At 56.7% G+C, this 24,697-nt stretch carries 29 protein-coding genes and 1 pseudogene; 25 read left to right on the top strand and 5 right to left on the bottom strand.

Going from position 1 to position 24,697, the window contains the following annotated elements:
• The 5 genes from MLC59_RS17720 to MLC59_RS17700 form a co-directional block, all read left to right on the top strand.
• Positions 1–487, top strand: a 487-nt coding sequence (locus MLC59_RS17720; protein WP_248236833.1) for a metallophosphoesterase family protein, incomplete at its 5' end; no start/stop codon positions are given.
• Positions 480–893, top strand: a complete 414-nt coding sequence (locus MLC59_RS17715; RefSeq protein WP_248236831.1) for a 3'-5' exonuclease family protein — start codon at positions 480–482, stop codon at positions 891–893. The genes MLC59_RS17720 and MLC59_RS17715, both read left to right, overlap by 8 nt.
• Positions 890–1,543 (top strand): metallophosphatase domain-containing protein, encoded by a 654-nt coding sequence (locus MLC59_RS17710; RefSeq protein WP_248236829.1) that lies wholly within the window; start codon positions 890–892, stop codon positions 1,541–1,543. Before MLC59_RS17715 ends, MLC59_RS17710 begins: the two co-directional genes overlap by 4 nt.
• Positions 1,540–1,779: a hypothetical protein gene (locus MLC59_RS17705; RefSeq protein ID WP_248236827.1), complete on the top strand. Its 240-nt coding sequence runs from the start codon at positions 1,540–1,542 to the stop codon at positions 1,777–1,779. Before MLC59_RS17710 ends, MLC59_RS17705 begins: the two co-directional genes overlap by 4 nt.
• 11 nt (positions 1,780–1,790) lie before the next feature.
• Positions 1,791–2,264 carry a nucleotidyltransferase domain-containing protein gene (locus tag MLC59_RS17700; protein WP_248236825.1) on the top strand — a complete coding sequence of 158 codons (474 nt, stop codon included), beginning with the start codon at positions 1,791–1,793 and terminating at the stop codon, positions 2,262–2,264.
• A gap of 5 nt (positions 2,265–2,269) precedes the next feature.
• On the opposite strand, the gene MLC59_RS17695 is transcribed toward MLC59_RS17700, so the two are convergent.
• Entirely contained in the window at positions 2,270–2,509 is a 240-nt protein-coding gene (locus MLC59_RS17695) for a helix-turn-helix domain-containing protein (protein WP_248236816.1), read from the bottom strand.
• 434 nt (positions 2,510–2,943) lie between these two features.
• Here MLC59_RS17695 and umuD point away from each other — a divergent pair, with 434 nt between their 5' ends.
• From umuD to umuC, 3 genes are read left to right on the top strand one after another with little or no spacing between them, the layout of a single operon-like run.
• Positions 2,944–3,387, top strand: coding sequence for a translesion error-prone DNA polymerase V autoproteolytic subunit (umuD, locus tag MLC59_RS17690; protein WP_248236813.1), 444 nt, complete (start codon positions 2,944–2,946; stop codon positions 3,385–3,387).
• Entirely contained in the window at positions 3,384–4,133 is a 750-nt protein-coding gene (locus tag MLC59_RS17685) for a CLCA_X family protein (RefSeq protein WP_248236811.1), read from the top strand. Before umuD ends, MLC59_RS17685 begins: the two co-directional genes overlap by 4 nt.
• A complete protein-coding gene (gene umuC / locus MLC59_RS17680; RefSeq protein WP_248236810.1) occupies positions 4,130–5,416 on the top strand; it encodes a translesion error-prone DNA polymerase V subunit UmuC in 1,287 nt (428 codons plus the stop codon). The genes MLC59_RS17685 and umuC overlap by 4 nt, the downstream gene beginning before the upstream one ends.
• A 195-nt stretch (positions 5,417–5,611) precedes the next feature.
• Here the strand turns inward: umuC and MLC59_RS17675 are convergent, their stop codons facing one another.
• Together MLC59_RS17675 and MLC59_RS17670 are read right to left on the bottom strand one after the other, a co-directional pair.
• A complete protein-coding gene (locus MLC59_RS17675; RefSeq protein ID WP_248236806.1) occupies positions 5,612–6,946 on the bottom strand; it encodes an ATP-binding protein in 1,335 nt (444 codons plus the stop codon).
• On the bottom strand, positions 6,933–7,598 hold the full coding sequence (locus MLC59_RS17670) for a response regulator transcription factor (RefSeq protein ID WP_091855227.1): 666 nt from the start codon (positions 7,596–7,598) through the stop codon (positions 6,933–6,935). The genes MLC59_RS17675 and MLC59_RS17670 overlap by 14 nt, the downstream gene beginning before the upstream one ends.
• Positions 7,599–7,798: 200 nt before the next feature.
• Between MLC59_RS17670 and MLC59_RS17665 the strand changes: the two genes are divergently transcribed.
• The 9 genes and pseudogenes from MLC59_RS17665 to MLC59_RS20195 form a co-directional block, all read left to right on the top strand.
• Positions 7,799–8,332, top strand: coding sequence for a cupredoxin domain-containing protein (locus MLC59_RS17665; RefSeq protein WP_248236799.1), 534 nt, complete (start codon positions 7,799–7,801; stop codon positions 8,330–8,332).
• An 84-nt stretch (positions 8,333–8,416) separates the two neighbouring features.
• The gene (locus MLC59_RS17660; RefSeq protein ID WP_282451082.1) at positions 8,417–10,150 is read left to right on the top strand and encodes a copper resistance system multicopper oxidase; all 1,734 of its coding nucleotides are present in this window, start codon (positions 8,417–8,419) and stop codon (positions 10,148–10,150) included.
• Positions 10,147–10,896: a copper resistance protein B gene (locus MLC59_RS17655; protein WP_248236797.1), complete on the top strand. Its 750-nt coding sequence runs from the start codon at positions 10,147–10,149 to the stop codon at positions 10,894–10,896. The genes MLC59_RS17660 and MLC59_RS17655 overlap by 4 nt, the downstream gene beginning before the upstream one ends.
• Before the next feature lie 141 nt (positions 10,897–11,037).
• Positions 11,038–11,394, top strand: a complete 357-nt coding sequence (locus tag MLC59_RS17650; RefSeq protein WP_092031100.1) for a hypothetical protein — start codon at positions 11,038–11,040, stop codon at positions 11,392–11,394.
• 11 nt (positions 11,395–11,405) lie between these two features.
• Positions 11,406–12,761, top strand: a complete 1,356-nt coding sequence (locus MLC59_RS17645) for an APC family permease (protein ID WP_248236795.1) — start codon at positions 11,406–11,408, stop codon at positions 12,759–12,761.
• A 27-nt stretch (positions 12,762–12,788) separates the two neighbouring features.
• On the top strand, positions 12,789–13,007 hold the full coding sequence (locus MLC59_RS17640) for a hypothetical protein (protein ID WP_248236793.1): 219 nt from the start codon (positions 12,789–12,791) through the stop codon (positions 13,005–13,007).
• A 114-nt stretch (positions 13,008–13,121) separates the two neighbouring features.
• Complete coding sequence (locus tag MLC59_RS17635; RefSeq protein ID WP_099615971.1) at positions 13,122–13,538, top strand: hypothetical protein; 417 nt, start codon at positions 13,122–13,124, stop codon at positions 13,536–13,538.
• 149 nt (positions 13,539–13,687) lie between these two features.
• On the top strand, positions 13,688–14,053 hold the full coding sequence (locus tag MLC59_RS17630) for an NADH-quinone oxidoreductase subunit A (protein ID WP_248185546.1): 366 nt from the start codon (positions 13,688–13,690) through the stop codon (positions 14,051–14,053).
• Positions 14,050–14,553, top strand: a pseudogene (locus tag MLC59_RS20195) (hypothetical protein); the annotation flags it as partial. The gene MLC59_RS17630 and the pseudogene MLC59_RS20195, both read left to right, overlap by 4 nt.
• Here MLC59_RS20195 and MLC59_RS17625 read toward each other — a convergent pair.
• Positions 14,461–14,961 carry a hypothetical protein gene (locus MLC59_RS17625; protein ID WP_248236791.1) on the bottom strand — a complete coding sequence of 167 codons (501 nt, stop codon included), beginning with the start codon at positions 14,959–14,961 and terminating at the stop codon, positions 14,461–14,463. The pseudogene MLC59_RS20195 and the gene MLC59_RS17625 sit on opposite strands and share 93 nt — an antisense overlap.
• A 27-nt stretch (positions 14,962–14,988) precedes the next feature.
• Between MLC59_RS17625 and MLC59_RS17620 the strand changes: the two genes are divergently transcribed.
• Genes MLC59_RS17620 through MLC59_RS17590 form a run of 7 tightly spaced genes read left to right on the top strand, consistent with a single transcriptional unit; the run spans position 14,989 to position 22,411 of the window.
• Positions 14,989–15,933: a Ni Fe-hydrogenase III large subunit gene (locus MLC59_RS17620; protein WP_053115522.1), complete on the top strand. Its 945-nt coding sequence runs from the start codon at positions 14,989–14,991 to the stop codon at positions 15,931–15,933.
• Positions 15,930–16,826: a complex I subunit 1/NuoH family protein gene (locus MLC59_RS17615; protein WP_248236789.1), complete on the top strand. Its 897-nt coding sequence runs from the start codon at positions 15,930–15,932 to the stop codon at positions 16,824–16,826. Before MLC59_RS17620 ends, MLC59_RS17615 begins: the two co-directional genes overlap by 4 nt.
• The gene (locus tag MLC59_RS17610; RefSeq protein WP_091855032.1) at positions 16,826–17,362 is read left to right on the top strand and encodes an NADH-quinone oxidoreductase subunit J family protein; all 537 of its coding nucleotides are present in this window, start codon (positions 16,826–16,828) and stop codon (positions 17,360–17,362) included. Before MLC59_RS17615 ends, MLC59_RS17610 begins: the two co-directional genes overlap by 1 nt.
• Positions 17,359–17,670, top strand: a complete 312-nt coding sequence (gene nuoK, locus MLC59_RS17605; RefSeq protein ID WP_091855030.1) for an NADH-quinone oxidoreductase subunit NuoK — start codon at positions 17,359–17,361, stop codon at positions 17,668–17,670. Before MLC59_RS17610 ends, nuoK begins: the two co-directional genes overlap by 4 nt.
• On the top strand, positions 17,667–19,565 hold the full coding sequence (locus MLC59_RS17600; RefSeq protein ID WP_248185540.1) for an NADH-quinone oxidoreductase subunit 5 family protein: 1,899 nt from the start codon (positions 17,667–17,669) through the stop codon (positions 19,563–19,565). Before nuoK ends, MLC59_RS17600 begins: the two co-directional genes overlap by 4 nt.
• A 15-nt stretch (positions 19,566–19,580) precedes the next feature.
• Positions 19,581–21,050 carry a complex I subunit 4 family protein gene (locus tag MLC59_RS17595; RefSeq protein WP_230714658.1) on the top strand — a complete coding sequence of 490 codons (1,470 nt, stop codon included), beginning with the start codon at positions 19,581–19,583 and terminating at the stop codon, positions 21,048–21,050.
• Complete coding sequence (locus MLC59_RS17590; protein ID WP_248236788.1) at positions 21,050–22,411, top strand: NADH-quinone oxidoreductase subunit N; 1,362 nt, start codon at positions 21,050–21,052, stop codon at positions 22,409–22,411. The genes MLC59_RS17595 and MLC59_RS17590 overlap by 1 nt, the downstream gene beginning before the upstream one ends.
• Before the next feature lie 17 nt (positions 22,412–22,428).
• On the opposite strand, the gene MLC59_RS17585 is transcribed toward MLC59_RS17590, so the two are convergent.
• Positions 22,429–22,932: a hypothetical protein gene (locus MLC59_RS17585; RefSeq protein WP_228152684.1), complete on the bottom strand. Its 504-nt coding sequence runs from the start codon at positions 22,930–22,932 to the stop codon at positions 22,429–22,431.
• 355 nt (positions 22,933–23,287) lie between these two features.
• On the opposite strand from MLC59_RS17585, the gene MLC59_RS17580 reads away from it, so the two are divergent.
• On the top strand, positions 23,288–24,664 hold the full coding sequence (locus tag MLC59_RS17580) for a hypothetical protein (protein ID WP_248236786.1): 1,377 nt from the start codon (positions 23,288–23,290) through the stop codon (positions 24,662–24,664).
• The last annotated feature ends 33 nt before the right edge of the window (positions 24,665–24,697 follow it).

The raw sequence follows: 24,697 nt of genomic DNA, 5'->3' as shown, positions 1-24,697 counted from the left end.
CTGGGTCTACAGCGTTATCGGCAACCATGAGCTGTTGATGATCGCCGGGGCCGGCGAGCCGAGCCTGAAAGCCCGGCATCGCGCGATTGGAGGCGAGTGGGTAGACCAGCTTGATCCGGCCACCCATCGGACGCTGGCCACACGGTGCCGACAATCCTGGCCACTCACGATCACGCTGGCCCACGGGGACGACCAGGTCGGCCTGGTGCACGCCCAGAGCCCGGCCCGGAGCTGGGGGGACGTTCAGGCCAGCCCCTATACCCGGGCGTTTGCCATGGACTGCACCTGGCCCTGGGACCGGGCACAGGGCGAACACCATCCGGTGGAGGGGGTGACGGCGGTGGTGTCCGGTCACATTGGCACCGACCGGGTGATCCGCAAAGCCAACCAGGTGTGGATTGATACCCTGGCGAGGACAGGCCAGGTCCCCCTGATGCCCATCTCGCAAATCCTGGCGTGGGTCAATGAGGAGGCCCGTCATGAGTGAGTCACCCCTGCTGGTTGTGGACCTGGAGGCCACCTGCTGGGGCAACTACGACCGGTTGCATGTAGAAGCTCAGAGCCAGCAAACAGGAGCGATTCCTGCGATGCTGCGCTATCCCCACTTGAACCTGAAGCGCCTGTGGCGACGGAGTACCGGTCAGAAGCGCAAGAAAGGACTGGCCCACGAGCTGGGGTTTGAGGGACATCACCACCGGGGCGTGGATGATGCGCGCAACATGGTCCGGCTACTGCCGTTTATGGACTGGTCGCTGGAGCCGGTGCTGTTTACGCCACCGCAGCGCTGGCCCGGTGCGCCGTCCGTGGACGCTCCACAGAAACCTGAACAGAACCACGGCAACACCGCCAGGAGCCTGCCCGCGGGACTCCGGGGGTGGGGAAAAGCACCATGAAGATTGTCTGCATCTCCGATACCCACAGCCTTCACCGGCGTATGCCTGCCATACCGGAGGGGGATGTGCTCATTCACGCCGGCGACAGCCTGGGTCAGGGAACTCTGGAGAATGTCCAGGAGCTGAACCAGTGGCTGGGCACCTTGCCGCACCGACACAAAATCGTGATCGCCGGTAACCACGACTGGGTGTTCCAGGAAGACCCGGACTTGGCCCGGGCTGCCCTGAGTAACGCCATTTACCTGCAGGACAGTGGCATTGAAATCGAAGGCCTTCGGTTCTGGGGGTCCCCCTGGACACCCACCTTCCTCGACTGGGCCTTTATGCTGCCGCGTGGTGAGCCGTTACGGGAGCGGTGGCGGGTCATTCCGGACGATACCGATGTGCTGATCACCCATGGCCCACCGAAAGATGTCGGAGACCAGGTCAGCGTCGGCTTTAAATGTCAGAACGTCGGCTGCCAGGACCTGCGGGATCGCCTGCAGCAACTGTCGGTGCGGGCGCATGTCTTTGGTCACATCCATGAAGGGTACGGTGAATATCAGCTCGGCAAGGCCCGGCTGGTAAACGCCAGCACCTGTACCGCACGCTACACGCCGACCAATCCACCGATTGTGCTGGATCTGGAGGTTTCGGGAGACAAGCCATGACGGTTAAAGAGCTGATCGAGCGACTGCAAACGCTGCCACCTGACACACCAGTGCTGGTAGAAGGGTACGAGACGGGTTTTGACGAGGTCGTCGACCTGAGCCGGCATGAGCTGGTTCGCTACCGCCATGCCCAACCCTGGGATGGTGAGTATCAGCCAGTGGAACGTTTTAAAACGCCTGCCTCCGACACAATCCAGGCGGCCGTTATTCTGGGCCGGCGTGGGTCTTTGCGATAGGGAGTGATGTCATGACAGCCCGCAAGCGCTACGCATTCAAGGACCTGGTCAAACAGTGTGACCCGAGTGCGCCCACCCCGGACGACGTCAAAGCCTGGGAGCAGATGCCCAATGTCGGACTGGAGCAGACCGTTATGGAGGACCAGGTCGATATCCGCGATGCAGTTCTCCGGTTTCGTGAGCGCCTCACGGACGGCTTCGGCCTTACCCGGTTAATCCTGTTCGGCAGCCGGGCCCGGGGCGACTACCATGCCGAGAGTGATGCCGATGTTGCCGTGATACTCAGTGGTAAGCCGGGCGATTTCGTCGAAACCAAACTGGCGATGGCTGACCATGCCTTCGATGTTTTACTGGAAACAGGCGTCCGGATTCAGGCCTTCCCGATCTGGGAATCACAGTGGCAGCATCCGGAGCAGTACAGTAACCCGGCCATACTGGGGGAAATCGCCAGGGATGGACTGGTTATCTGGTCGGCGTCGACCTGACCCGCTCAGTCTTCGTTGAAGAAGCTGTGCAGCTCCTCCAGCACCGGCCATCGCTTGACCTGTAATACCAGGCACATCCCCAGTGCCGCTGCCGCCCGTTCGACGCGAATAATCGAGCCGGTAAACTTATTGTTTTCCATTTCACTGATTTCGCTGCGAGGGAGTCGGGCAAGTTCGGCGACCTGTTGCTGGGTGAGTCCCCGCGCCTTGCGTTGCTCCCTCATGGTTGCCCCGATGCTTTTCATTTTTGTACCTTATTAGCGACAAACCACGGAATTTTAGCCTTGTTGTCTCTAATAAGCGACAAAATGACGGGAATCCTTTGACGGAAAAATGTGCTTTTTATTCTGGGAGGGGCATGCGCTTGCGGTCATTTCCGGTTAGGTCGATGGGGCGAACTCTCCGGCAGTACCTGCTTACCGGGTTCAGAGAGCAACGACGAGCTCATTGCTCATCGTGAGACCACACCCTTGTGCCAGGCCTTTCTGGAATCGCCGAGGACAGTGATTTTGGCCAAACCGGTGCAGCAAACCGACATCTTTTGCGGGGCAGCCTTGCTCCGGGCCAGGTGGTAACCTTCAGCGGTTCATGCATATAGGACAGTGTGCCCGACTATGGGTTGACTCACCCGGGTTATCTCTCCAGACTACTGTCCAAATATACAGTATACGGTGTCAGCATGTCCTGCATTCTGCTAGGTGATTACCATTCCCTATCCGCGCTCTCGATTCCGCTGTTCCTGGAGCGCATCTCCGCTGGATTTCCATCGCCGGCGGAAGACTACATCGAGAAAACCCTGGACCTGAATGAGCTGTGCATTGAGCATCCGGCAGCGACGTTCTTTGTTCGCGTCCAGGGCGAGTCGATGATTGAGGCGGGGATCTTCCCGGACGACGTACTCGTCGTCGACCGCTCCCTGCGGGCGGTACATGGGGACATCATCATCGCCAGTCTCCGATCAGAAATGACCGTCAAGCAACTGCAACTGACCCCACCGCCCGTCCGGTTATTGCCCCGTAACCCCGCCTTCGCGCCGATTGTTCTGGGGGAGGACGACGTGCTGGAGGTCTTTGGCGTGGTAACCAACGTGGTCCGCTCGCTGCGTCGTGGCGGTAAGTCATGACAAGCAGCCAGCCTGTGTCCTTCGTCACTCTCCGGCGTCGATTTGAATTCCGCAGTATCGAAGTGGGCCGTTGGGTAACAGAGCCGGAGAGAGATCGGGCCGCCGTTCGCTTCTACCAGGCCCTATGCGATTTGAAGACGGTATTGAACGGCACGGAATCGCTCATCTCCCTGCGCGGCATCCTTGGTCTCCAATATGGCATTGGCGGTCGTCCTGGCGTGGCGGCTCACTACATCCCAGCCACCCGTCAACTGGCCCTGGCCAAGAATGCCGGTGCCGGCAGCCTGGCCCACGAATGGTTTCATGCCTTCGATCACTATATGGGGGCCAAGGCTTTTCGGTCGTCCCGGAGCACCGTGTTTGCATCGAGTGCCTGGCTGGACAGCATTCAGCGCAAACCGCATCCGTTGAACGATCTTCTGGGTGAGTGTTTTCAGGCCATATTACTGAACGAAGAGGGGACTCAACCGAGCGAGCTGTTCCAGGCGTCCCGGCAAGCGGACAAGAAGTTGAAGGTGCTCTACTACGCCCGGCCGGAGGAACTCTGCGCTCGAGCATTCGAAGCCTTTGTGGAAGACCGCGAGCCGCACAACCAATTTCTGGTCAACGGCACCATTCATTCGGATGAAGCCCGGTCGGGATTGTATCCCTTGGGCAACCAGCGCGAGCGAATCAATGCGGCCTTTGATGCGTATTTCCAGGCGCTGGGCGAGGCGCTCTATCGTCAGCAGGCCAAAGCCGGATGAAGCCATCGGTATTTGCGTTGGTGGACTGCAATAATTTCTATGCCTCTTGCGAGAAGCTGTTCCGTCCGGATCTCCGGTACACGCCGGTCGTGGTCTTATCCAATAACGACGGCTGCGTGGTCGCCCGCTCGAAGGAAGCCAAGGCGCTTGGTATCAAGATGGGCGTGCCGATACACCACATCAAAGCCGAGATTCGTCGCTACGGCATTGAGGTCTTTTCCTCCAACTACACGCTCTACGGCGATATAAGCCGACGGGTGATGACGACTCTGGAAGCCCTGGCTCCCAAAGTGGATGTCTACTCCATTGATGAAGCCTTTCTGGACCTGACCGGCATTGACCGGGTGGTGTCCTTCGAGGACTTTGGGCGAGAGGTCAGGAACACGGTGTATCAGAACGTCGGCTTACCGGTCTGTGTGGGCATTGCTCCTACGCGAACCCTGGCAAAGCTGGCCAACCATGCCGCCAAGAAATACCCAGCCACTGGAGGCGTAGTCGATCTGACGGACCCCGCCCGGCAACGGCGGCTGATGGCGCGGGTACCGGTTGAGGAGGTTTGGGGTGTCGGGCGAAAACTCAGTGCTAAGCTTCAGGCTATGGACATTGTCACGGCGTTACAACTAGCGGATACCCATCTGGCAACGCTCAGAAAACAGTTCTCTGTGGTGTTGGAGCGCACCGCCCGCGAGCTCAATGGCGTGCCCTGTGTTCCGTGGGAGGATGTGCCGGCCCCGAAGAAGCAAATCATGTGCTCCCGATCGTTTGGTCAGCCCCTTCAGAAATTGAGCGACCTGGAAGAAGCCGTGGCGCACTTTGCGACCCGCGCGACCGAGAAGCTGCGGGGAGGCCAGCAGTATGCGGGAGAGCTGATGGTGTTCATCCGAACCAACCCGTTCAAAACTGCAGCGCCGCAGTATTCACGCAGTGCCAGCGTGAAGCTCATCCAGCCCAGCCAGGACTCCCGGGTTATTGTGCAGCAGGCTCTGAACCTGCTTCGACCGATGTATCGGGAAGGATTGGATTACGCCAAGGCCGGCGTTATGTTGGGGGAGTTAGTGGAAGAAGCGGGTGTTCAAGAGGATCTCTTCCAAGCCGGCCCGGAGCAGGTGCCAGACAGTGGCAGATCGGAACGCCTGATGGCGGTGATGGATACCATCAACCGGAAGTCGAGGGCGACGGTCTACATGGCCAGAGAGGCCGGGCCTGCGGCTTATGCGATGCGGCGGGGGCATTTGTCTCCGGCGTATACAACCTGCTGGGATGACTTGCCGAAGGTTCGCTAGTAAACAAGAACGAACATTCAAAAACGACCGAATTTGATCAAAAAGCGGACCTTTTCTTCGGCTGCGGGAGCTGGTTGCCTTCCCCACCCCCAATTCAATGAAAGACTCGCGGCCGTTGGAATACTTGGCAAAACGCAATCGGGCGGAGAACCCTAATTCGAGGAGCAACTAAAACAGAGATGTTTACAATCTATTTTATTTTGAGAATTCGATAAAAACGCGTAAACCGCTACAAGACTTAGTCGAAAAGCTGATTTTACCTTCATAGCGAGTCACTATATCTCGAACGATAGCAAGGCCGAGACCGTGCCCAGGTGTTTGCTCATCTAGCCGCAGACCCCTTTGGCCCAAACTGGCTAAATCCTTGTGATTAACCCCTGGGCCATCATCAGCAACAACTATTCGCTTGAAGCCGCTGCCTTGTTCCACAGAGAGCTCTACGCATCTCGAAGACCATTTGCCAGCATTGTCCAGTAAGTTGCCCAATACTTCATTAAGATCATGTTCTTCTATCGGCCATCGGCTGTCTTCAGGCAGAGAACTCGATAGTTCAAACGACTTTTCCGGATATAAACGACCGAGCATCCACAAAAGATCCCGTGCCTGTTTTATGGGGTAGGCGCTTTTCCCAATCTGGGGCCCTGCAAAACGGCTTCGACGCATTTCAGCCTCTAATTGCCTATCGATATCGCTTAGTCGCTCCACCATCTGGTGCCTAAGAGTAGTGTCGAGGGGACGTGTGTCGTCTTCCAGTATCTGCCGGACGGCTGCGATGGGGGTTTTGACGCTATGAGACAGGTTTGCGAGAGCGTCCCTGGAGCGCTCCAGTCGCTCATCTAAGGAGTCCAGCAACTGATTTAGTTGAAGAACCAGCGGGTGGAACTCCTCTGGCGACTGAACGTTGATTCGGGAGATCTCTCCGTCCTGGAGTCTTTTTAATGCGGCTTTGAGTGTGACAACCGGTCGCATGGACATCGTGATACCGAACCAGAGCACGGCGACCAAGAGCATAATCAACAGAACTGATACTACGGCGGTCCAGGCATGAAGTGCAGCTTGGCTGCGTTTCAGCGCACCCAGATCTTCAGAAACGATTACGACGATGGGTGTTTCACCGACCTGAAAAGACTTTCGGTAGGCGAGGATGTCTAAGGGAGTATCAGTGGTTTCGGCATCTTCTACGCGAACGGTTCCGTCTTCTTCGTTTTCAATCAGAGGCGTTAACAAGGGCTCCCAAGTATCGGGTGAAATGATGGTCTGTTCGGGTGTATGTATGGCAAAGGCATGATGAAAAACATCCTGGAAATAATCGCCCGTCTGGAGAGTGTCAACTTCACCATTCGCGTCGCGAATCTGGTGTTCAAGGAAAGCGACTTCATCTTTCAGTCGGCTTTCAACGAACTCCCGGGACATTCGGTCGAGTAGCAAACCATGGACCAACCACGCTACCCCCATTAGACCAATTCCGGCGGGCAGTAACAGCGCAAGCAAGGTTCCTTTTACGGACGCAGGCTTTTTAAGGAATCGCATTAAAAATGTACCCCTGGCCGCGTCGTGTTGAGATGGTTTCGCTGCCCACTAGCTTCCTTAACCTCCGAATATACGCCTCAATGACGTTTTCACTCGGGCTATCATTCAAGTTGTAAAGCTGTTCCATTAGTTGTTCTTTGGAAAAGACGTGGCCAGGGCGGCTCATCAAACAACGTAGCAGCCGGAATTCGGTGCCGGTAAGTGTATGTTCCACGCCGTCGTCCATCTTGAGGCTTTGGCGGTTTTCGTCCAGTTCAAAGCGGCCGGCTTTAACCTGAGTATGGACCCTTCCTTCACTTCGACGCACGAGTGCGTTGAGGCGTGCGATTAGCTCTTCTGTCTGAAAAGGTTTTGCCAGGTAATCGTCTGCCCCGGCTTTCAAGCCGTTAACCTTATCCTGCCAATCGCCTCTCGCGGTCAGAATCAAGACCGGACAGCTGACGTGATTCGTTCGCCACTTTCTCAATACGTCCAGCCCGTTGCCATCAGGTAGACCCAGGTCCAGAACAACAGCACGGTAATCCTCTTGCTCACCCAGAACGACGGCTTCTCGGGCACTGGGAGTTGTATCAACGCTGAAACCTGCTTTTCCCAACTGCCTGACCAGACCCTCAGCAAGCAAGCGGTCATCTTCGACGAGCAGTAAACGCATGAGTTTTTCCTTCTCTGTATGGTCCGCGGTCGAAAGTGTGACTGATTAACCTGAATTCAGCCTGAACGGAAAATAGTTCGAGTTTTTCAGAAAGAATTCAGGTTAGTGAGAGAAGGTAACAACCGATTCTGGACATTGCTCAAGATTGGGGCTCAATCCAGCAGTGTTTTCGCGAGTTTTATTTTACAGAGGATAAAAAGATGAATGCATCAAAACTATTCGTAGCGGGTATGGCGCTTTCAATGTCGGCAACAGCGTTTGCGGCTGGCGCCCATGATGGTGGCCACGGGCACGGCGCTACAAGCGGTGAACCTGGCAAAGCGTCGGAGGCCAGCCGAACCATAACTGTCGAGATGTACGACAACTACTACGAACCCGAAGAAATCAGTGTAAAGCCGGGTGAAACCGTTCGCTTCGTGGTGGAAAACAAGGGAAACCTCGTCCATGAGTTCAATGTTGGCACTCCCGACATGCACGAAGCTCATCAAGAGGAAATGATGATGATGGTTGAGCATGGCGTCATCCAGGGCGGCAAGCTGAACCACGACATGATGAATATGGATATGGGGAATGGCCATTCCATGAAGCATGACGACCCGAACAGCGTGTTGCTGGAACCGGGCCAAAGTAAAGAAGTGGTATGGAAGTTCTCTGATAAAGGCAATATCGAATTTGCCTGCAACGTGCCGGGCCATTATCAGGCCGGGATGTACGGTGAGGTCAATTTCGAGTAACTCGCTTAACTGAGGTCCGCGAGCGCGGGGCTGAGACACGTTTCTCGGCCCGGCTTCAATGACGTGTAGTTCGGAGCAACACAGATGAAACCACGCTTTTTGACAGGGCTTTTGAGCCTGCTGATGCCAGCCATGGTTCTGGCCGGCGAATACGACCTTACGGTCGACCGGGTAAAAATTGATACCGGCGATTTCGTGAAGGAAGGCATTGGATACAACGGGAAATCCCCCGGGCCAGTGATGCGCTTCAAGGAAGGCGAAAACGTCAAGATCAACGTGACCAACAACCTGGATGAGATGACGTCCATTCACTGGCATGGTTTGATCCTTCCTTTTGATCAGGACGGCGTGCCCGGAATCAGCTTCCCAGGTATCAAACCGGGTGAAACCTTCACCTACGAATTCCCAATCCAACAGGCGGGCACCTACTGGTTCCACAGCCATTCAGGCTTCCAGGAGCCAGATGGCGCTTATGGTTCTATTGTTATCGAGCCTGAAGGTCGTGAGCCGTTTCGCTACGATCGGGAATACGTGGTGCAGCTCACCGACAAACACCCCCATTCCGGTGACCGCATCATGCGCAACCTGAAAATGATGCCGGATTACTACAATCGCGAGCAGCAAACCGTTGGCGAGTTTTTCTCGGACGTGTCAAAAAATGGCCTGATGAACACCGTCAGTGACCGTATGGCCTGGGGTGGCATGCGGATGATGAAAGCGGACGTTGAGGATATCCATGGCTTTACGGGCTTGATCAACGGCAAAGGACCAAGCCAAAACTGGACAGGGATCTTCGAGCCGGGCGAACGCATTCGGCTGCGTTTTATCAACTCTTCGGCGATGACTTACTTTGATATCCGGATCCCCGGTCTGGACATGACGGTTGTGCAGGCAGATGGCAACAACGTTCAGCCGGTTAGTGTGGACGAGTTCCGGATCGGTGTGGCGGAAACCTACGATGTGATCGTCCGTCCGAAAGATGAGCAGGCCTACACCATTTTTGCTGAATCCATGGGGCGTTCGGGCTATGCCAGGGCAACATTGGCCCCTGAAGAGGGTATGGAAGCGGCCGTGCCGCAACTGCGCGAACCGGCGCGCCTGACCATGGCTGACATGAGCGGTATGGCCGGCATGGACCATGGCAGCATGTCTGGCATGGATCATGGGAACATGGATATGAACAGCTCGGAAGGTATGTCCGGAATGGATCACTCCAACATGGAAGATATGGATCATTCTGACATGTCCGGCATGGATCATGGTTCCATGGTGATGGGAAAAGAAGGCCCAAGCGACCCCTTTTACGCCAAGGGAAGTGGCCTTGTACCCACGGCAGCCAATGGCGGCAAGTTCCTGTCCTATGCTGACCTGAAGGCCCAAGATCCACTGTATGAAGACCGCGAACCGACCCGGGAAATTGAGCTTCGTTTGACCGGCAATATGGAGCGGTATACCTGGAGCATTAATGGCGTTAAGTACGAAGACGCCGATCCGATTCGCCTCAAATACGGTGAGCGAGTTCGCTTCAAATTCGTGAACGAGACCATGATGACTCACCCCATGCACCTGCATGGTATGTGGTCCATTCTCGATGTTGGAGCAGACCAATGGAACCCGATCAAGCACACGGTCAGTGTGCAGCCAGGCACCACGGTTTACATGGAAACCGAGGTCGACGGGCCCGGTCAGTGGGCGTTCCACTGCCACCTGTCCTATCACGCGGCCGCTGGTATGTTCCGCAAGGTCATTGTTGAAGGTGGGCCAGAGTCGACGCAGGCCAAAACAGACGTGATTGCCAAAGATGGAGGTGAGGTATGAGCTGTATTCGATCAATTGTCGCAGTCAGCTTCCTTGCCTCTATTGGTGTCTCAACGGCGGTGACAGCTCAGGAAATGATCTCCGACACGACCGCTCGAAAACAGCCGCTCACAACCTGGGGCGTTCAATTCGAGGAATTTGAGTACCGCTACAGCGACGATGACGAGGAGCTGGGCGTCTGGAATGCGGATGCCTTCTATGGCACCGACGACTTTAAAGTCCGGCTGCTCACAACCGGGGAGTACGAGATAGAGGAGCAGGCCTACGAAACGCTGGAAAACCAGCTGGTCGGCCAGATCCCTATCTCCAAGTTCTTCGACGCCAAAGCGGGCGTGCGTTTCGATACGCCCGAGGGGCCGGACCGTACGTATGCGGTTCTCGGTGTCGCCGGCCTGGCGCCCCAATGGTTTGAGGTCGATGCCAACCTGTATGTTAGCAAGGATGGTGATTCGTCTGCCGAGATCGACGCGGAATACGAGCTGCTGTTCACTAACTACTGGATCCTGTCTGCGACGCTGGATGCAACGGTAGCATTCAGCGAGGACGAGGAAATTGGCGTGGGTAAAGGCTTGGTTTCCACCGAAACTGGCCTCCGGTTAAGCTATGACTTGATCGATCGTGCGTTCTCGCCTTACGTGGGCGTGGTGCATGAGCGCAAGTACGGCGATACCGCAGATCTCGCTAAAGCCGAAGGCGGCGGTACAGAAGACTGGTTTGCCGTCATCGGTGCCCGCATCGCGTTCTGATTGGGATAACGAGCCAGGTTTTGTCCTGGCTCTCTTTTTGATGTACATCAATTTCATCGAAAGCCCTCACTGATTTTCAGTCGCAGTTCAGGTCCGCATGTTGTCATAGAGGGGAGATGATAAGGCTAAGAGGTTTCTCCCATGACTAAAGCACACAAAGCATCGAACCAAGAGCAGTTTCTGCTGCGCCGAAAACTTGCCGTTGAAGGTATTGAAGAGGGCGAATGGTTTGATTTTATTCACGAACTCAACCATCATCCCTGTGTAGATTTTGCCGAACGCAAGGCAAATAACCAACTGCAAGTCACCTTCGATGGAACCCATTGGTCCACCGATGAGTTGCTGGAGGCGATTGAAGCACATGGCGGTCGGTTGAAGGGGGGGTGGTGGACTAAACGGAAACTGGCGTGGTACCGGTTTACAGATGATAACGTACGTGCCAATGCCAAACTTGATCCGTTTTGCTGTTCAAAGATCCCGCCCATGAAACGAAAATAGCTGGAGGTTAGATGAGCAGGGAGCAGGACAGAACTACTCGCTACAAGGAAGGCAGTCTCACACTTGCAGGAACGGTTATGTTGGGTACCGGCGTCATGATTGGCGCCGGTATCTTTGCGTTGACCGGGCAGATGGCACAGATGACCGGCGTGCTTTTTCCGCTGGCGTTTCTGGCTGCGGCGGTAATCGTCAGCTTCAGTGCCTATTCCTACATTAAAATTTCCGATGCCTACCCGTCAGCTGGTGGGATTGGCATGTACCTTTACAAGGCTTATGGAAACCGGCTGCCGACGGCGTTTAACGCCCTGCTGATGTATTTCTCGATGGTGATCGCCCAGAGCTTTCTTGCGCGCACCTTTGGTTCCTACACCATGCAGCTGTTCGGTGGCGATGAAAGCGGTCGCATGGTGCCCATTCTCGGCGTGTCCCTGATCCTGGCAGCGTTTCTGATCAACCTGCTCGGTAACCGAATGATTCAGGGGGTGGCCTCCTTCATAGGCATCCTGAAGATCGGAGGCATACTGATTTTCGGGGTCGTGGGTGTATGGGTTGCCGACAGTCTGTTGGTCGACTTTTCAAGCACGGGCGAAGCCGGAGCAACGGGTAATTTCCTGGGTGCAACGGCACTTGGAATACTCGCCTTCAAGGGCTTCACTACGATCACTAACAGCGGTTCCGAAGTGATAGATCCCAAGCGGAATGTAGGGCGAGCCATCATTATTTCCATCGCGGCCTGCGTGGTAATTTACACCCTGGTTGGTTTTGCTGTGGCCAGTAACCTGTCGCTGGCTGAAATCATCGAAACGCAGGACTATTCGCTTGCTGCCGCAGCGCGCCCAGCTCTGGGAGAGTACGCGGTCTGGTTCACGGTTGCCATTGCCATGATGGCCACCGCCGGCGGCATTCTGGCCAGTATTTTTGCGGTCTCACGGATGCTTGCGATGTTAACCGAAATGAGGCTGGTTCCCCATCGTCATTTCGGTATGCCGGGCAGTATCCAAAAGCACACGCTGGTTTACACCGTGGTTCTGGGACTGGTTCTGACGGCTTTCTTTGATCTCTCCCGGATTGCAGCACTAGGTATCGTGTTCTATTTGGTAATGGATATTGCCATTCACTGGGGAGTCCTTCGTTATTTACGCGGCGATGTGAAGGCAAAGGCGTGGGTGCCAGCGGTTGCTATCCTCCTGGATTTGCTCGTACTTGGAGGTTTTGTCTGGGTCAAACTGAACTCTGACCCGTTTGTGATTGGCGTTGCGGTTGTCACGATGGTTGTTATTGCCGCTGCGGAGCAGATTTTTCTGAAAAGGTTCCAGGAAACCGGACAGTCGGGACGTGATGAATCTCATGTGCATGATCACCACTAATTAGCAGTTAACCGGAAGGACCGTACCATGATGGAAGGCGATATGTTTGGCAACACAATGTGGGCAGGCCACTGGCTCTGGATGCTGGTGATTGGCATTGTGGTAGTGATACCGGCCCGGCGTATTTGCCAGCGCACGGGATATCCGGGGTGGATGGGCGTCTTGATACTTATCCCCATCGTCAATCTGGTTCTTCTCTACTTCATCGCTTTTAGTGACTGGCCTGTTGAACGTAGTGGGAAATAAATGGGGTGTTGCAATTCAACTGATGCGTTGAGCTCTTTTTCACAATCCTACGATACGACTTAATGCTGTCGTCCATGTGACGACAATTATTGAATGAAACCGGGAGACAACGAGATGAAAGCAAGAAATCTAAAATTGTTCGTATGTTTGATGTTTTTGCAAGTGCCATTTTTGCACGCTGAAGAGGCTCTTTCGGGCGAAGATGTTGCTAGTGTTGTCGTCGGAAACACGGTGCAAATGGAATTCCGAGATGCTCAGGACACTTTCCGCACTCGGACTTTTCATGAGTACTATGATCCTGATGGTTCGATCTATGGAATGACCAAATATCGCGAACAGCAGGGAAACCTTACCCACTATATCGGAACGTGGGAGGTGAAAGACGGTAGGTTTTGCACATCAGTGTACGGTCGCGATTATTCTTGCAATCAAATAAAGCCTTTGTCCGGCAACGCTTACGAATTGGTCAATGAAGGAGGCAAGATCAGGAACGTTAAGTTATACGAAGGGAAGCATCATGGTCTGGAGTAGGGATATCTGGGGGCGAGTGATTCAGCCTCTATTCACTCAGGAAGTACGTTTCGCCCATGCGGAACCAGGAAGCGAGTTAAGTCCATATTGATCTTGTCTCTGGAGAAAATAATCGGAGGACATATTCGGTTGAGCGACTTGAGGGTTAGATGATGAGTGTTTTGGAGCAGTACAGTCTGCTGCTTGCCCTGGTGCTCAGCATTGCAGCTACCGTTCTGGCTCTGTATGGGCTTGCCCGTGCCATTGGCCCGGCACACCGGGAACTGGGCAAGGATGTGCCGGCGAGTTCCGGAGCCTTGTCTCGAGACCCGGTCTGGGGACGCTACCATGCACGGTACTACGGCTACGCGTTGCTGTTTCTGGCCTTCGACATGGAGATGGCGTTCATGTACCCGTGGGCTGTTGTATACAGGGAAGTAGGGTTAGTCGCTTTGTATGACATGGGCGTGTTTCTTGCCATTCTCTTTCTTGGTCTGCTCTACGGCTGGAGTCAGGGGGCATTGAGGCGGCAATGATTTCTGACCCAACAATGACCATTACGGGCGCGCGCCAGCGGCAGGGGCGGTTCACGGTACTTCAGAAGTGGGTTTCCCGGGCTCTCGCGGGCAACCTGAGCTGCCTGATCGTCCCGGGGCCTGAAGTGGCACTGTCCCATGGCCTGGATGTGACAGCGGCAGGTATGCGCATCACCGCGACACCTCGCGATGCGAGCGTGCTCCTGATTATCGGCGAGCTTTCAGAGAAAATGAACGAGGCCGTGGCGGTGCTCTATGCGCAGATGCCGAGGCCGCGAGCCATTGTCATTTTGGGCGGACAGACGCCGTCAACGCTACCGGACCCTGATTTTTCCGCGGGTGTTTCGCAAGCCGGTCTGATCGACGCGGTTGACTGGTTGAAGCGCGCGCTGGCCAAGGGCGCATTCTCAGACTCCCCCGAGGATTTCGACGCCCCTGTTCTGCACGCCAGGATAGAGTATGTCTGCCCCATGCACCCGGAAGTTGTCCAGAACGAGCCGGGTAGTTGCCCCAAGTGTGGCATGGACCTGGTCGCCCGGGAGGCAGGGGAGCCGGCCCCCGAGCATGACCATGGGCACGATCATCGCGAGCACCGGCACCATGAGCACGAACACCAGCATCATGATCATGCGCAGCAGCACGAACACCATGAACACGAACACCATCATGGTCACTGCCATGACCATCATGATTCGCATGAGCACGATCACGAGCAGCACGAGGGTCATCAGCACTCGCACGAAAACCATCATGATCACGGACACAAGCACCAGCACGATGAGTCCGACGGCGACGCGGAGGAGAAAAATTCGGGGCATGATCACAGTGAGCACGGTCATGATAGCCACGAACATGGTGGCCATGATCATGTAGGTCACGGTCATAGTGGTCATGATCATGGTGGGCATGACCACGGCGCCTCGGGATTCATGTCCATGATTGAAGTGACCAAGGACCTGCCTCGTAGCGCCGACGGGTTGGCGATGGACTGGATGGAGGTGCCGTTCGGTCCGGTTTTCCCCGGTCTGCCTGGTGGGCTCAAGTTGACGCTGACTCTTGACGGTGACGGCGTAACAGAAGGACAGGCCACATCCTTGGTGGGCATGATCAATGAGAGTGAAGAAGGCAAGGAGATCGACGCCGAGACCTTTATCGAGCGCCTGGCGTCGGCCATGCCACTGGCCAGCGTGAGCTACCGACTGCTGGCCTGCCTGGCAATCGAGCGGGCGGCTGGTCTGGAGAACGATTCGGCAACCGATCAGGCCCGGGCTGTGGCGCTTGAATGTGAGCGCATCGCCAGTCACCTGGGTTGGCTGGCGCAAACGGGGCGCCAGCTCGGCTTCGCCTGGTTGACGGATCGTGCCGCAACCCTGCAACTGGAGATCCGCCGCGCCAGTGGAAAACGGCTTGTGGAACTGACGCCCGCTCTGCAGGCATTGGCGGCTCGTCTTGGGCGAACGCCTTTGCTCAAATCGCGATTGAAGGGGATCGGCGTACTGCCATCGGGCACTGCGGGCCTGAGTGGCCCCGTGGCGCGCGCTGCTGACGACGCCGGAGATGCCTGGGCGCGCCTGTGGCAGCGCCTGGACGAAATCATCACGAGCCTCGACTACATCAAGGCAACCGGGGAGCCGGGGCTACCTGTTTTGCGAAACATCGGGCGTGGATCAGGCACCGGTGAGGCCACCGTGGAAACCCCGCGCGGCGAGGCTCAACTGAGCCTGATTCTGGAACACGGCCAGGTGAAATCCTACAGGTTGGACACCGCCTGCAGTCACCATATCGGCCTGGTCGCAAAGCTTGTCGAGGGCCGGGAACTGGGCGACGCACTGGTGGCGGTCGGATCACTTGACCTTTCGCCCTGGGAGGTGATCTCGTGAACTTCGTCATCGTGTTGCTTGCGTTGCTTGGTAGCGTCTGGCTGCTCGCCGTGGTCGAGGGCTGGACGACAACGGGCCGCCTGCGTCCGGCCGCGCCCCTACTCAGCGGCCTGGCGCACCTCGGTCGTGAATCCATTGTACCGCGCACGCCGGACCGGGTCTTTTTCGAGACGGCGCCGGTGCTACTGCTGATCGTCGCGGTGCTTGGCGCGGCGGTTCTGCCTCTGGCGCCGACCCTGGTGATCGCGGATCTGGCTACCGGTGCGCTGTTCATCAACGCGGCGCTTGCCTATGTGCTGGTGGCGCTGATCATGGCCGGCTGGGGCCCGAATGGCGCCTACGCCATGATCGGCGGCTGGCGATTCCTTGGCCAGCTCATCGCCTACGCCATGCTTATTGTCATGCCCATAACTGCGGTGGCGATGCGCGCCGAATCCCTGGTGACCACGGTGATCGTTGTCTCCCAAGACGGCTTGTGGAACATTGTCTATCAGCCGCTTGGTTTCGTGCTGTTTTTCATTGCCGCCATGGCGCTGGCGTTTCGTGCGCCTTTTGATCTGCCAACCGCACCCGGGGAACTGGGCGGGGGTGTGGACGCGGAATACACCGGCGTGCGCCTGGCGGTGTTGCGCCTGGCCAGGCTGACGCTGGTGATCACGCTGGCTTCCGCGACCACGGTGTTCTACCTCGGCGGCTGGCATGGGCCGCTGCTGCCTCCCTGGGCCTGGAGCCTGATCAAGACCCTGGCCGTGGCCGTGTCGATGCTCCTGGCCGGTCGCTATCTGCCGCGCATTCGCGAGGCGGATCTGATGCGGTGGTGCTGGACCCTGGGGATTCCCCTGGCACTGCTCAATATCATTGTTGTCGGTTTACTGGTTCTGGTGGTTCCATAATGTACGCTCAGGCTTTTTTTGTTGCCGTTTTCGGGCTGGCCGCCATCGGCTTCGGCGTGGTGGTGTTTCGCACCTCGTCCATGGTGCGTTCCGCGCTGGCGCTGTTGTTTTCTCAGACTGCCGTCGGCTGCATGTTCCTGGCGATGCAGACCGAATTCCTGGGCGTGCTGCAGATCATGATGATGGCGACGGAGATGAGCATCATGGCCATTTTCATGGTGATGTTCATGATGGACCCGGGCGGGATGGGGGGCATGGATATGACCCACCAGAAGCGCTTTTCAATTGGCGCTGGCGTGGTCGCTGCCGGTGTTGCGATAGTGGTCGCGTTTTGGGCCGATTGGGGACCTGTAACGGCCGAGGCGCCGGATGCGGCGATGCAGACACGGGCGCTGGGCATGGAATTGCTGGGTCGCTCCATGCTGATCTTCGAAACCGCCGGTATCACTATTTTGACCGCGATGATTGCGGCCACGGCGGTGGCGATACCGGTGCAAACGACGGCCAATAGTGCTGACAAGGAGGATACGGAATGACTCTCGTCCTGATCGTGGCGCTTGTAACCGGTGCAATCCTGTGCGGCATTGGTGTTTATGGCGCGTTGTCCCAGACCAATCTGGTTATGATCATGATGGGGGTGGAGCTGATTCTTGCAGGCGCGTTGGTGAACTTGGTCGCCTTCTGGCGTTTTCTGCACCCCGAAAGCTACTCCGGCCAGATGTTCGTGCTGGTGGTGATGACCGTCATGGCGGTCGAAATGGCGGTTGGCTTCGGTGTCGCGATTGCGCGTTTCCGGGCCAAGGGCTCGGTTGAAATGGAAGAAGCCGGGGACCTGAAAGGATGAGTGCAGTGCTTCTACCGATATTGCCACCACTGATCGCCGCCCTGGCGTTGCTGGTTCTGCGCCGGGGCCTCGCGACGATGGCCCTCGGCGGGGCGACGTTAAGTCTGGGCGGCAGCCTCTGGCTACTGGCCCGGGTCGCCGGCGGGCAGACCGAAACCCTGCTTCTGCCCGGTCTGCCGGAAATGCCACTTCGATTGGTCGCCGGACCTATGACAGCACTGCTGGCGGTGGCGGTGGCCACCGTGGGCACGTTCGTGCTGATTTATGCAGTCGGATATATGAAGCGGGAGTCCGGCCTGTGCCGCTTCTACGCAGTAATGTCCCTGTTCCTGGCCGCTATGCAGTCGCTGGTGCTGGCCGGCGACTGGGTTCTGTTGCTGGCGGTCTGGGAGTTGATCGGTTTGTGCAGTTACCTGCTGATTGGCTTTTGGTTCCAGCGGCCCGAGGCCGCGGATGCCGCCGGTCGCGCCTTCCTCTACACTCGTAGCGCCGATCTGGGTTTGTACGTGGCGGTATTTATGCTGATTGGGTCGGCCGGTACCAGCGAGATTGCCGCCTCCCTGGAGGCCGGCGGCAGTGCCTCGACTGCCGCGGGGCTTTTGTTGCTGCTGGCCGCCATGGGTAAGTCGGCCCAAGTCCCCTTGCAGGACTGGCTTATGCGCGCGATGGCGGGGCCGACACCGGTTTCGGCGCTGCTGCACTCGGCCACCCTGGTGGCGGCGGGTGCCATCCTGCTGATCCGTTCGGCCCCGCTGCTGACACCGGAGGTGTTGCTCGTCGTCGGACTTGTCGGCGGCGTTACCACGGTGGCGGCCGGAGTTATTGCACTTGCCGAGCGTGATCTCAAACGCCTGCTTGCCGCTTCCACTGCCAGTCAATATGGCTTGATGCTGGTTGCGGTTGGAGCCGGCGTTCCGCTGGCGGCCCTCCTGCATTTGCTCGCCCACGCCGCCATCAAGAGCACCCTGTTTCTTGCCGCCGGAGACTTCCAGCATGCCCGCGGGGGTACCGGGTTCGATCAGTTGGAGGGTGTTGGTCGTGACAGACCCTGGACTTTTGCCGGCTTTGTGCTGGCAGCGCTGGCACTGGCCGGTATCCCTCCACTGAGTGGGTTCTTTTCCAAGGACGCGGTAATCGCCGCCGCCCTGTCTGCGCAGGGCACCGCCTGGCTCGGCCCCCTGGCGCTGGCCGGTGCCCTGCTGACCGGCGGCTATATGGCCCGGGCCTTGTGCCTGCTATGGCGAGGCTCCGGAGAAACCCGCCCGGTTGCCGGTAGTGCCTGGATGACTTTGGGCGTTTGGGGGTTGGCGGTCCCTGCCACGATTCTCGGCCTGGCCTTCGGCCCCATCGAGGCCGTTCTTGATCTGCCCGCCGTCACCGCAGGCACATTGGCCGTGCTCCTTGGGCTTCTTGCTGCCGCGTGCGGCCTCGGCCTGGGCTGGCTCGTGCCGGCTCCCCGCCTGCTAGGGCCGGTTTATCCGTGGGCGCGACGCGGACTTTCCGTTGGCGGTGGGCTTACGGTCTGGGTCGGTAGGCCCGCAATGGCTGTGGCCCGAGGATGTGAGCGTTTGGAAGGGCGTCTGTATGAAGCTGTGCTTTCTCTTGGGCGCGCCGGTCTCTTCCTTGCCTCTGCGAGCGAGCGAGCGGAGCGGGGCTTGTTCAAGATTGTGCTTTGCGTGGGCAGGGTGAGCCTGAGGGTCGCGACCTATGTGCGGTTTGGAGATGAACGCCGTATCGACGGCCTGATTTTCGCCCTGGTGGCGGCTGTGCGTGCACTGGGTGCGCTAGCCCGAAACCTCCAAAGCGGCTTTATCCATCATAGCCTGGCGATCAGTGCGGTCGCAATCGCCGTCACATTGGCTGTTCTGCTTTTTGCTTCATCGACGAGCTTTTAGAGGAAACCCATATTCATGTTACCACTTGTCTCGCTCACCCTGTTTTTGCCACTGGTCGGCGCGGTGCTGATTCTGTGTCTTCCGAAGCCCGCAACGCGTACGGTACACGTCATAGCGATTATTACCGCCGCCCTTACACTGATCGGTGCTCTGTCCATGTGGTTTCAGGGTGCGAGCGGTGCAGGCTTTTCCCAGGTCGAAGAGCTGCAATGGATACCAGCCATCGGTGCCGCCTACCGGGTTGGAGTTGATGGGATCAGTCTGCCTTTGGTGCTGTTGAGCGCTGTTCTTTTCCTGGTTGCTGTGATCTATACGTCGTCGCTTCGTGAACGTCCGCGCGCCTATATTGCTCTGGTACTTCTTCTGGAAACTGCGTCTATCGGTACCTTTACAGCCCTCGACGGTATCCTGTTCTACGTCTTCTTCGAGGTTTCCCTTGTCTCCATGTATTTCATGATCGCCGGGTGGGGCCACGAAGACAGGCAACGGGCAGCGTTGATGTTTTTTATATACACCTTGCTGGGAAGTCTGCCGCTTCTGCTTGCTATCCTCGGGCTTTATCTGGGCAGCCCCGAACCGACCTTCGACATGCGAGCCTGGATTGAGAATCCCCCCCTGGAGGGCGCGGCGGCCATGTGGGCATTGATCGCTATGCTGATCACCTTTGCGGTAAAGATCCCCGCGGTGCCCCTGCATACCTGGTTGCCCGCCGCACACGTGCAGGCGCCGACCGTCGGCAGCGTCATCCTCGCCGGCGTCATGCTGAAATTCGGCACTTACGGGCTGGTTCGATTTGCTCTGCAAATGACCCCCGATGCGTTCCGTGAAGCGGGCGTTGTTGTTCTGATTCTCGGTGTTGTCAGCGCGCTCTACGGGGCTTTTGCCGCTCTGGCCCAGAGTGATCTGAAACGCTTGGTCGCCTATACGTCGGTTAACCACATGGGGTATGTCATTGTCGGTGTGGCCGTGGCGGCAATAACTCTGGATCCCTCGGTGCGAACTGTTGCTTTGGATGGTGCGGTATTGCAGATGTTCAGCCATGGACTGGTTACCGGTGCCTTGTTCTTGCTGGTGGGCATGATCCAGGACCGTGCCCACACCCGTGAAATGGGCGAATTGGGTGGGTTGCTCAAGACGGTCCCAATGCTCGGCTGGACCTTTGTGTTGGCGGCCTTTGCATCGCTGGGCTTGCCCGGGCTGGCGCACTTTCCGGCCGAGTTTCAGATATTTCTTGCCACTTTAAGCGCTTCGCCTGCCGCGGTGGTTGTGATTTTGGGTATTGCCATTATTGCCGGTACGTTTCTCAAAGCACTGCGGGAAACCTTTCTGGGCGAGCCCCGGCAGCGCTGGCAGTCCATGCCTGATTTGAGCGCTCGTGAGTGGCTTGCTGTGGGGCCATTGCTGGTGCTCACTGTCGGCACTGGCGTGGCACCCTCCTGGGTGCTGGGTATCATCCACCGCACTACATCGGCGCTGGCACTGTGATGGCTCGTGATCTTGCACTGTTGATTCCTGAAATTGCCGTACTGTTGACGGCTGTCGGTGCGCTGATCGCGGAAATGCTGCGTAGGCCGCAAATTGCGCTGCTGGTCGCCGTTAGCGGTCTGATCGTTGCCACGGGTCTGACCGTCAGTCTGATTGGTGAGGACACAACGGTGTTTGGTGGCAGTTTCCGGGTTGACGAGCTCAGTGTGTGGGCCAAACTCATTCTGCTGCCGGCCACCATCCTCGCCATATTTTTGGCGAGAGTGGATGTGAGAGGCACCGTGCGAGAGGGCACGGTTTACAGCCTGCTTTGCTTTGCCACCATCGGCGCGCTCGTTCTGGCAGGCGCGGGTGATACGATGTTCCTTGTATTGGGTACATTATTAACGGGCCTGGCCACCTTTGCCTTGGTTGCCTACCCGGATACCGACCCTGCCACAGAGGCCGCCATGAAGTTTTTCGTGTTCGCCTCGGTCACAGGTGCGATCATGATTTTCGGCCTGAGTTACTGGTTCGGCGCTGCGGGATCCACGTTACTCGCGGATCTTCCTGGTATGGATACCATGCCAATGGCGGTTCTTCTTGGGTTCGTGGCGGTGGTTGTCGGTCTGGGTTACAAAGCCTCGCTGGTTCCATTCCATTTCTGGGCGCCAGATGCCTATGAGGGTGGGCCACTGTCAATAGCGGCCTACCTGTCAGTGGTGCCCAAGATCGGTGCTCTGTTCGCACTCGCTCAGGTGGTTCGCGATCTACCCCCGGAAAGTGGTTGGACCGCCATCATCGCCGGTCTGGCTGTTCTGACCATGACCTATGGCTACCTGGCCGCGCTTGCTCAGACTAACGTGATTCGGCTGCTTGCCTATTCGTCGATTGCCCAATCCGGCTATTTTCTTCTGGGCATCCTCGCAGTCGGCGCAAGTGAGCTTGCGCTGCCATCCATCATCCTGTTTGCCGCAGCCTATGCGGCCATGAACCTGGGCGCTTTCGCCGTTGCCGCCAGTACTGGACGGACTCTGAACGATTTTGACGGATTGGGTCGCGCCCAGCCGCTTATTGGCCTCGCAATGGTTATCTTTCTGCTATCGCTGGTTGGGATTCCCCCATTGGCGGGTTTTGTCGGCAAGTTCCTTTTGTTTGCCGCAGTCATCGACGTGCAGTACACCTGGGTGGCAGTGGTGGCGATCATCAATAGCGTACTCTCGCTGGCAGTTTATCTGCGCCTCGTTGTGCCGATGTACAGGCAAGGGAATGTCGTGGTGGCTAGAACTGATATCTGGTTGAAAGCCGTACTGATAATAGCGCTGACTGCCACACTCCTTTTGGGTGTATTTGCGCAAGTGTTTGTAGGGCCGTTTGCATGATGGCCGAAGCCCATTATTTATTGCCGAGAGTAATCACCGCCCTGACGTCTGAGATCAAGCCAGCCTCTATAGAGCCAACGCAGACCAAAGAGCGAGACTGTTGGAACGATAATCCACTGCACTAGAGGCGCAATACCTGTGCCAATAAAGGGTAACAGGGGCATAGAATCATTGTAGCTCCAGCGCTGGCCTGCGCCTGTGGCCCATGCTTCAAAGACTATCGTTATAAGCAGACCGGTAGCAAAATACACTCCTAAAACATGGCGGCGCCACCGTCCCTGTATCCAAAAGCCATCTTTAGTTGCCGCGGCGGCAATGCCATAGGCAAATAGTGCAATATTGGCATCACCGATTGCCGCCCGCGTGCACAGCCAGACTACCGCACCATGGGATGCCTCCATCATCCCTGTAAAGAAAGGCACCTGGATCATTTCCCAAAAAAAATGCAGCAAAAAGCTGACAGACCAAATTAAAAAAAACAGGAACCAGCCTCTACGGGATAGTCGACTTGAACAATGCATAATCTATCCAACTAATCTATTAATTTCAGGCAGCCGAAGTTGAAATCGCCATTTCCAATTGAATACTAGCCAAGTCTTCCCAACCCTGGGAATGTTGCTAGCCTCCACAAAGCTAATTGAATTATCTGGCCGGTTAAAGCCATCGCACCCAGCACTAAGGGCCTAAATCGCCTATGTGATATGTCGTCAGATCTTATTGGCAGGGCGTCTACATAAAAAGTGGGAGAAATGAATTTTAGCTGAAATTTCATGTTCGTTTCAGGTTTGTGCGTCAAGATGAACTGCGTTTAACTGGCACATCCATTCTGAGGCAACAAACCGTTGTCGATACGAAAAATAAAATAAGGAGTTTCAGGTGAGCAAAATCTTCAAATCAATAAGCGCTCCGCTGGCGATAGCTTTAGTAGCAACACCGGCGTTGGCCGCGGAGCCGGTCGGGCGTGCGTCACCAACCGTAGAAGACCTGAAGGTTGAAATAAATCAACTGACGGCTGAAGTGGAAGAGCTCAAGAAAGGCGATTCCCCCTTCACGGTGAACGGTTATTACCGCCTGCAGGCGACCTCAGAAAGCCTAGATACGACCGACGATAACAGTACTGCTTTTGTTGACCAGCGCCTGCGTGCAAAGATCACCGGCGACCTCAACGATAACGTGAGCCTGGTTTGGTACGGTGAGGTCGATTCTCCCTGGGGTGAGAAGGGAAGCTGCCAGGGTGACAATTGCGGCAAACTCAGCGCCGACGGCGTTGGCGTTGAGACCAAAAATGCCTACGCTGAACTGAAGGTGCCGAACAGCGACTGGAAGGTGCGAGCGGGCATCCAGGGGTATGGCTTCGGCAAGTACGAGAGCTTTGTTACCAACGACGACATGAATGGCGTCTCCTTTGCGGGCAATGTTGGTATGGCCACGCTGACAGGTGGCTGGTTCAAGTGGGAAGAAAACGATAGAGATTCTGCGGACGACGTGGACTTCTACATGTTGAGTGCCGAACTTCATCCCAGCGAGGTTTTCCACTACGGCCTTACCGGAGCTCAGATCAGCAACAGCAGTCAGGCTGCTCTGAATGGTACGGCGGCTCGAACGGATGACAACTATTTCGGTGCCTACGCCGATTTTACCTATAACAAAATGGCCTATAGCGGCTCGGTACTTTACAAAAAGTCGTCCGGGCGTGACTCTGACGCAACAGATGGCGACACGTACATGTTGAATCTGTATGCCCAGAGGCATTGGGGCAACGCAAGCCTCAAGATTCACGGCATCTACATTCCGGCTGATGACAGCAGCAATGGTGCAGATCGCTTCGCGGCAAACCAGTCAGGCTGGGAGCTGAATAGCAGCAATCTGCAAATCTTCGGAACAGACTACTACTACAACAATGGTTCCCAGGGGGCCAAGTCAGTTTATGACGCAGCTTACCAGGGATACGGTCTGATGGGGCTGATAGTCTCGGGTGATCAGGAACTTTCCAACGACTACTACCTGAAGTACGGCACAGGATACTTCCGCGCTGCCGACGACGCGCCCGACAGCGCTGCTCAGGCCAACGGCTCAACCCTTGGTACTGAAGTCGCTGCTCAGCTTGGTAAAAAGTTTGCCGGCGTGTATGACATCAGCCTCCGCGGTTCTTACGGTTTCATGGGAGACTTCTACGGAGATGACCCGGAGGATACCTATAAGGTCGTAGTGGCAAGCCCCCGATACGGTAGACGCCTGGTAGCGTTACACTAAACGCAAATCTACAGGTGTTGATGATGAGCGCAA

This window comes from Marinobacter bryozoorum (assembly GCF_023156245.1).
Taxonomy (GTDB): domain Bacteria; phylum Pseudomonadota; class Gammaproteobacteria; order Pseudomonadales; family Oleiphilaceae; genus Marinobacter; species Marinobacter bryozoorum.
This window is presented reverse-complemented; position numbering and strand designations above follow the sequence as displayed.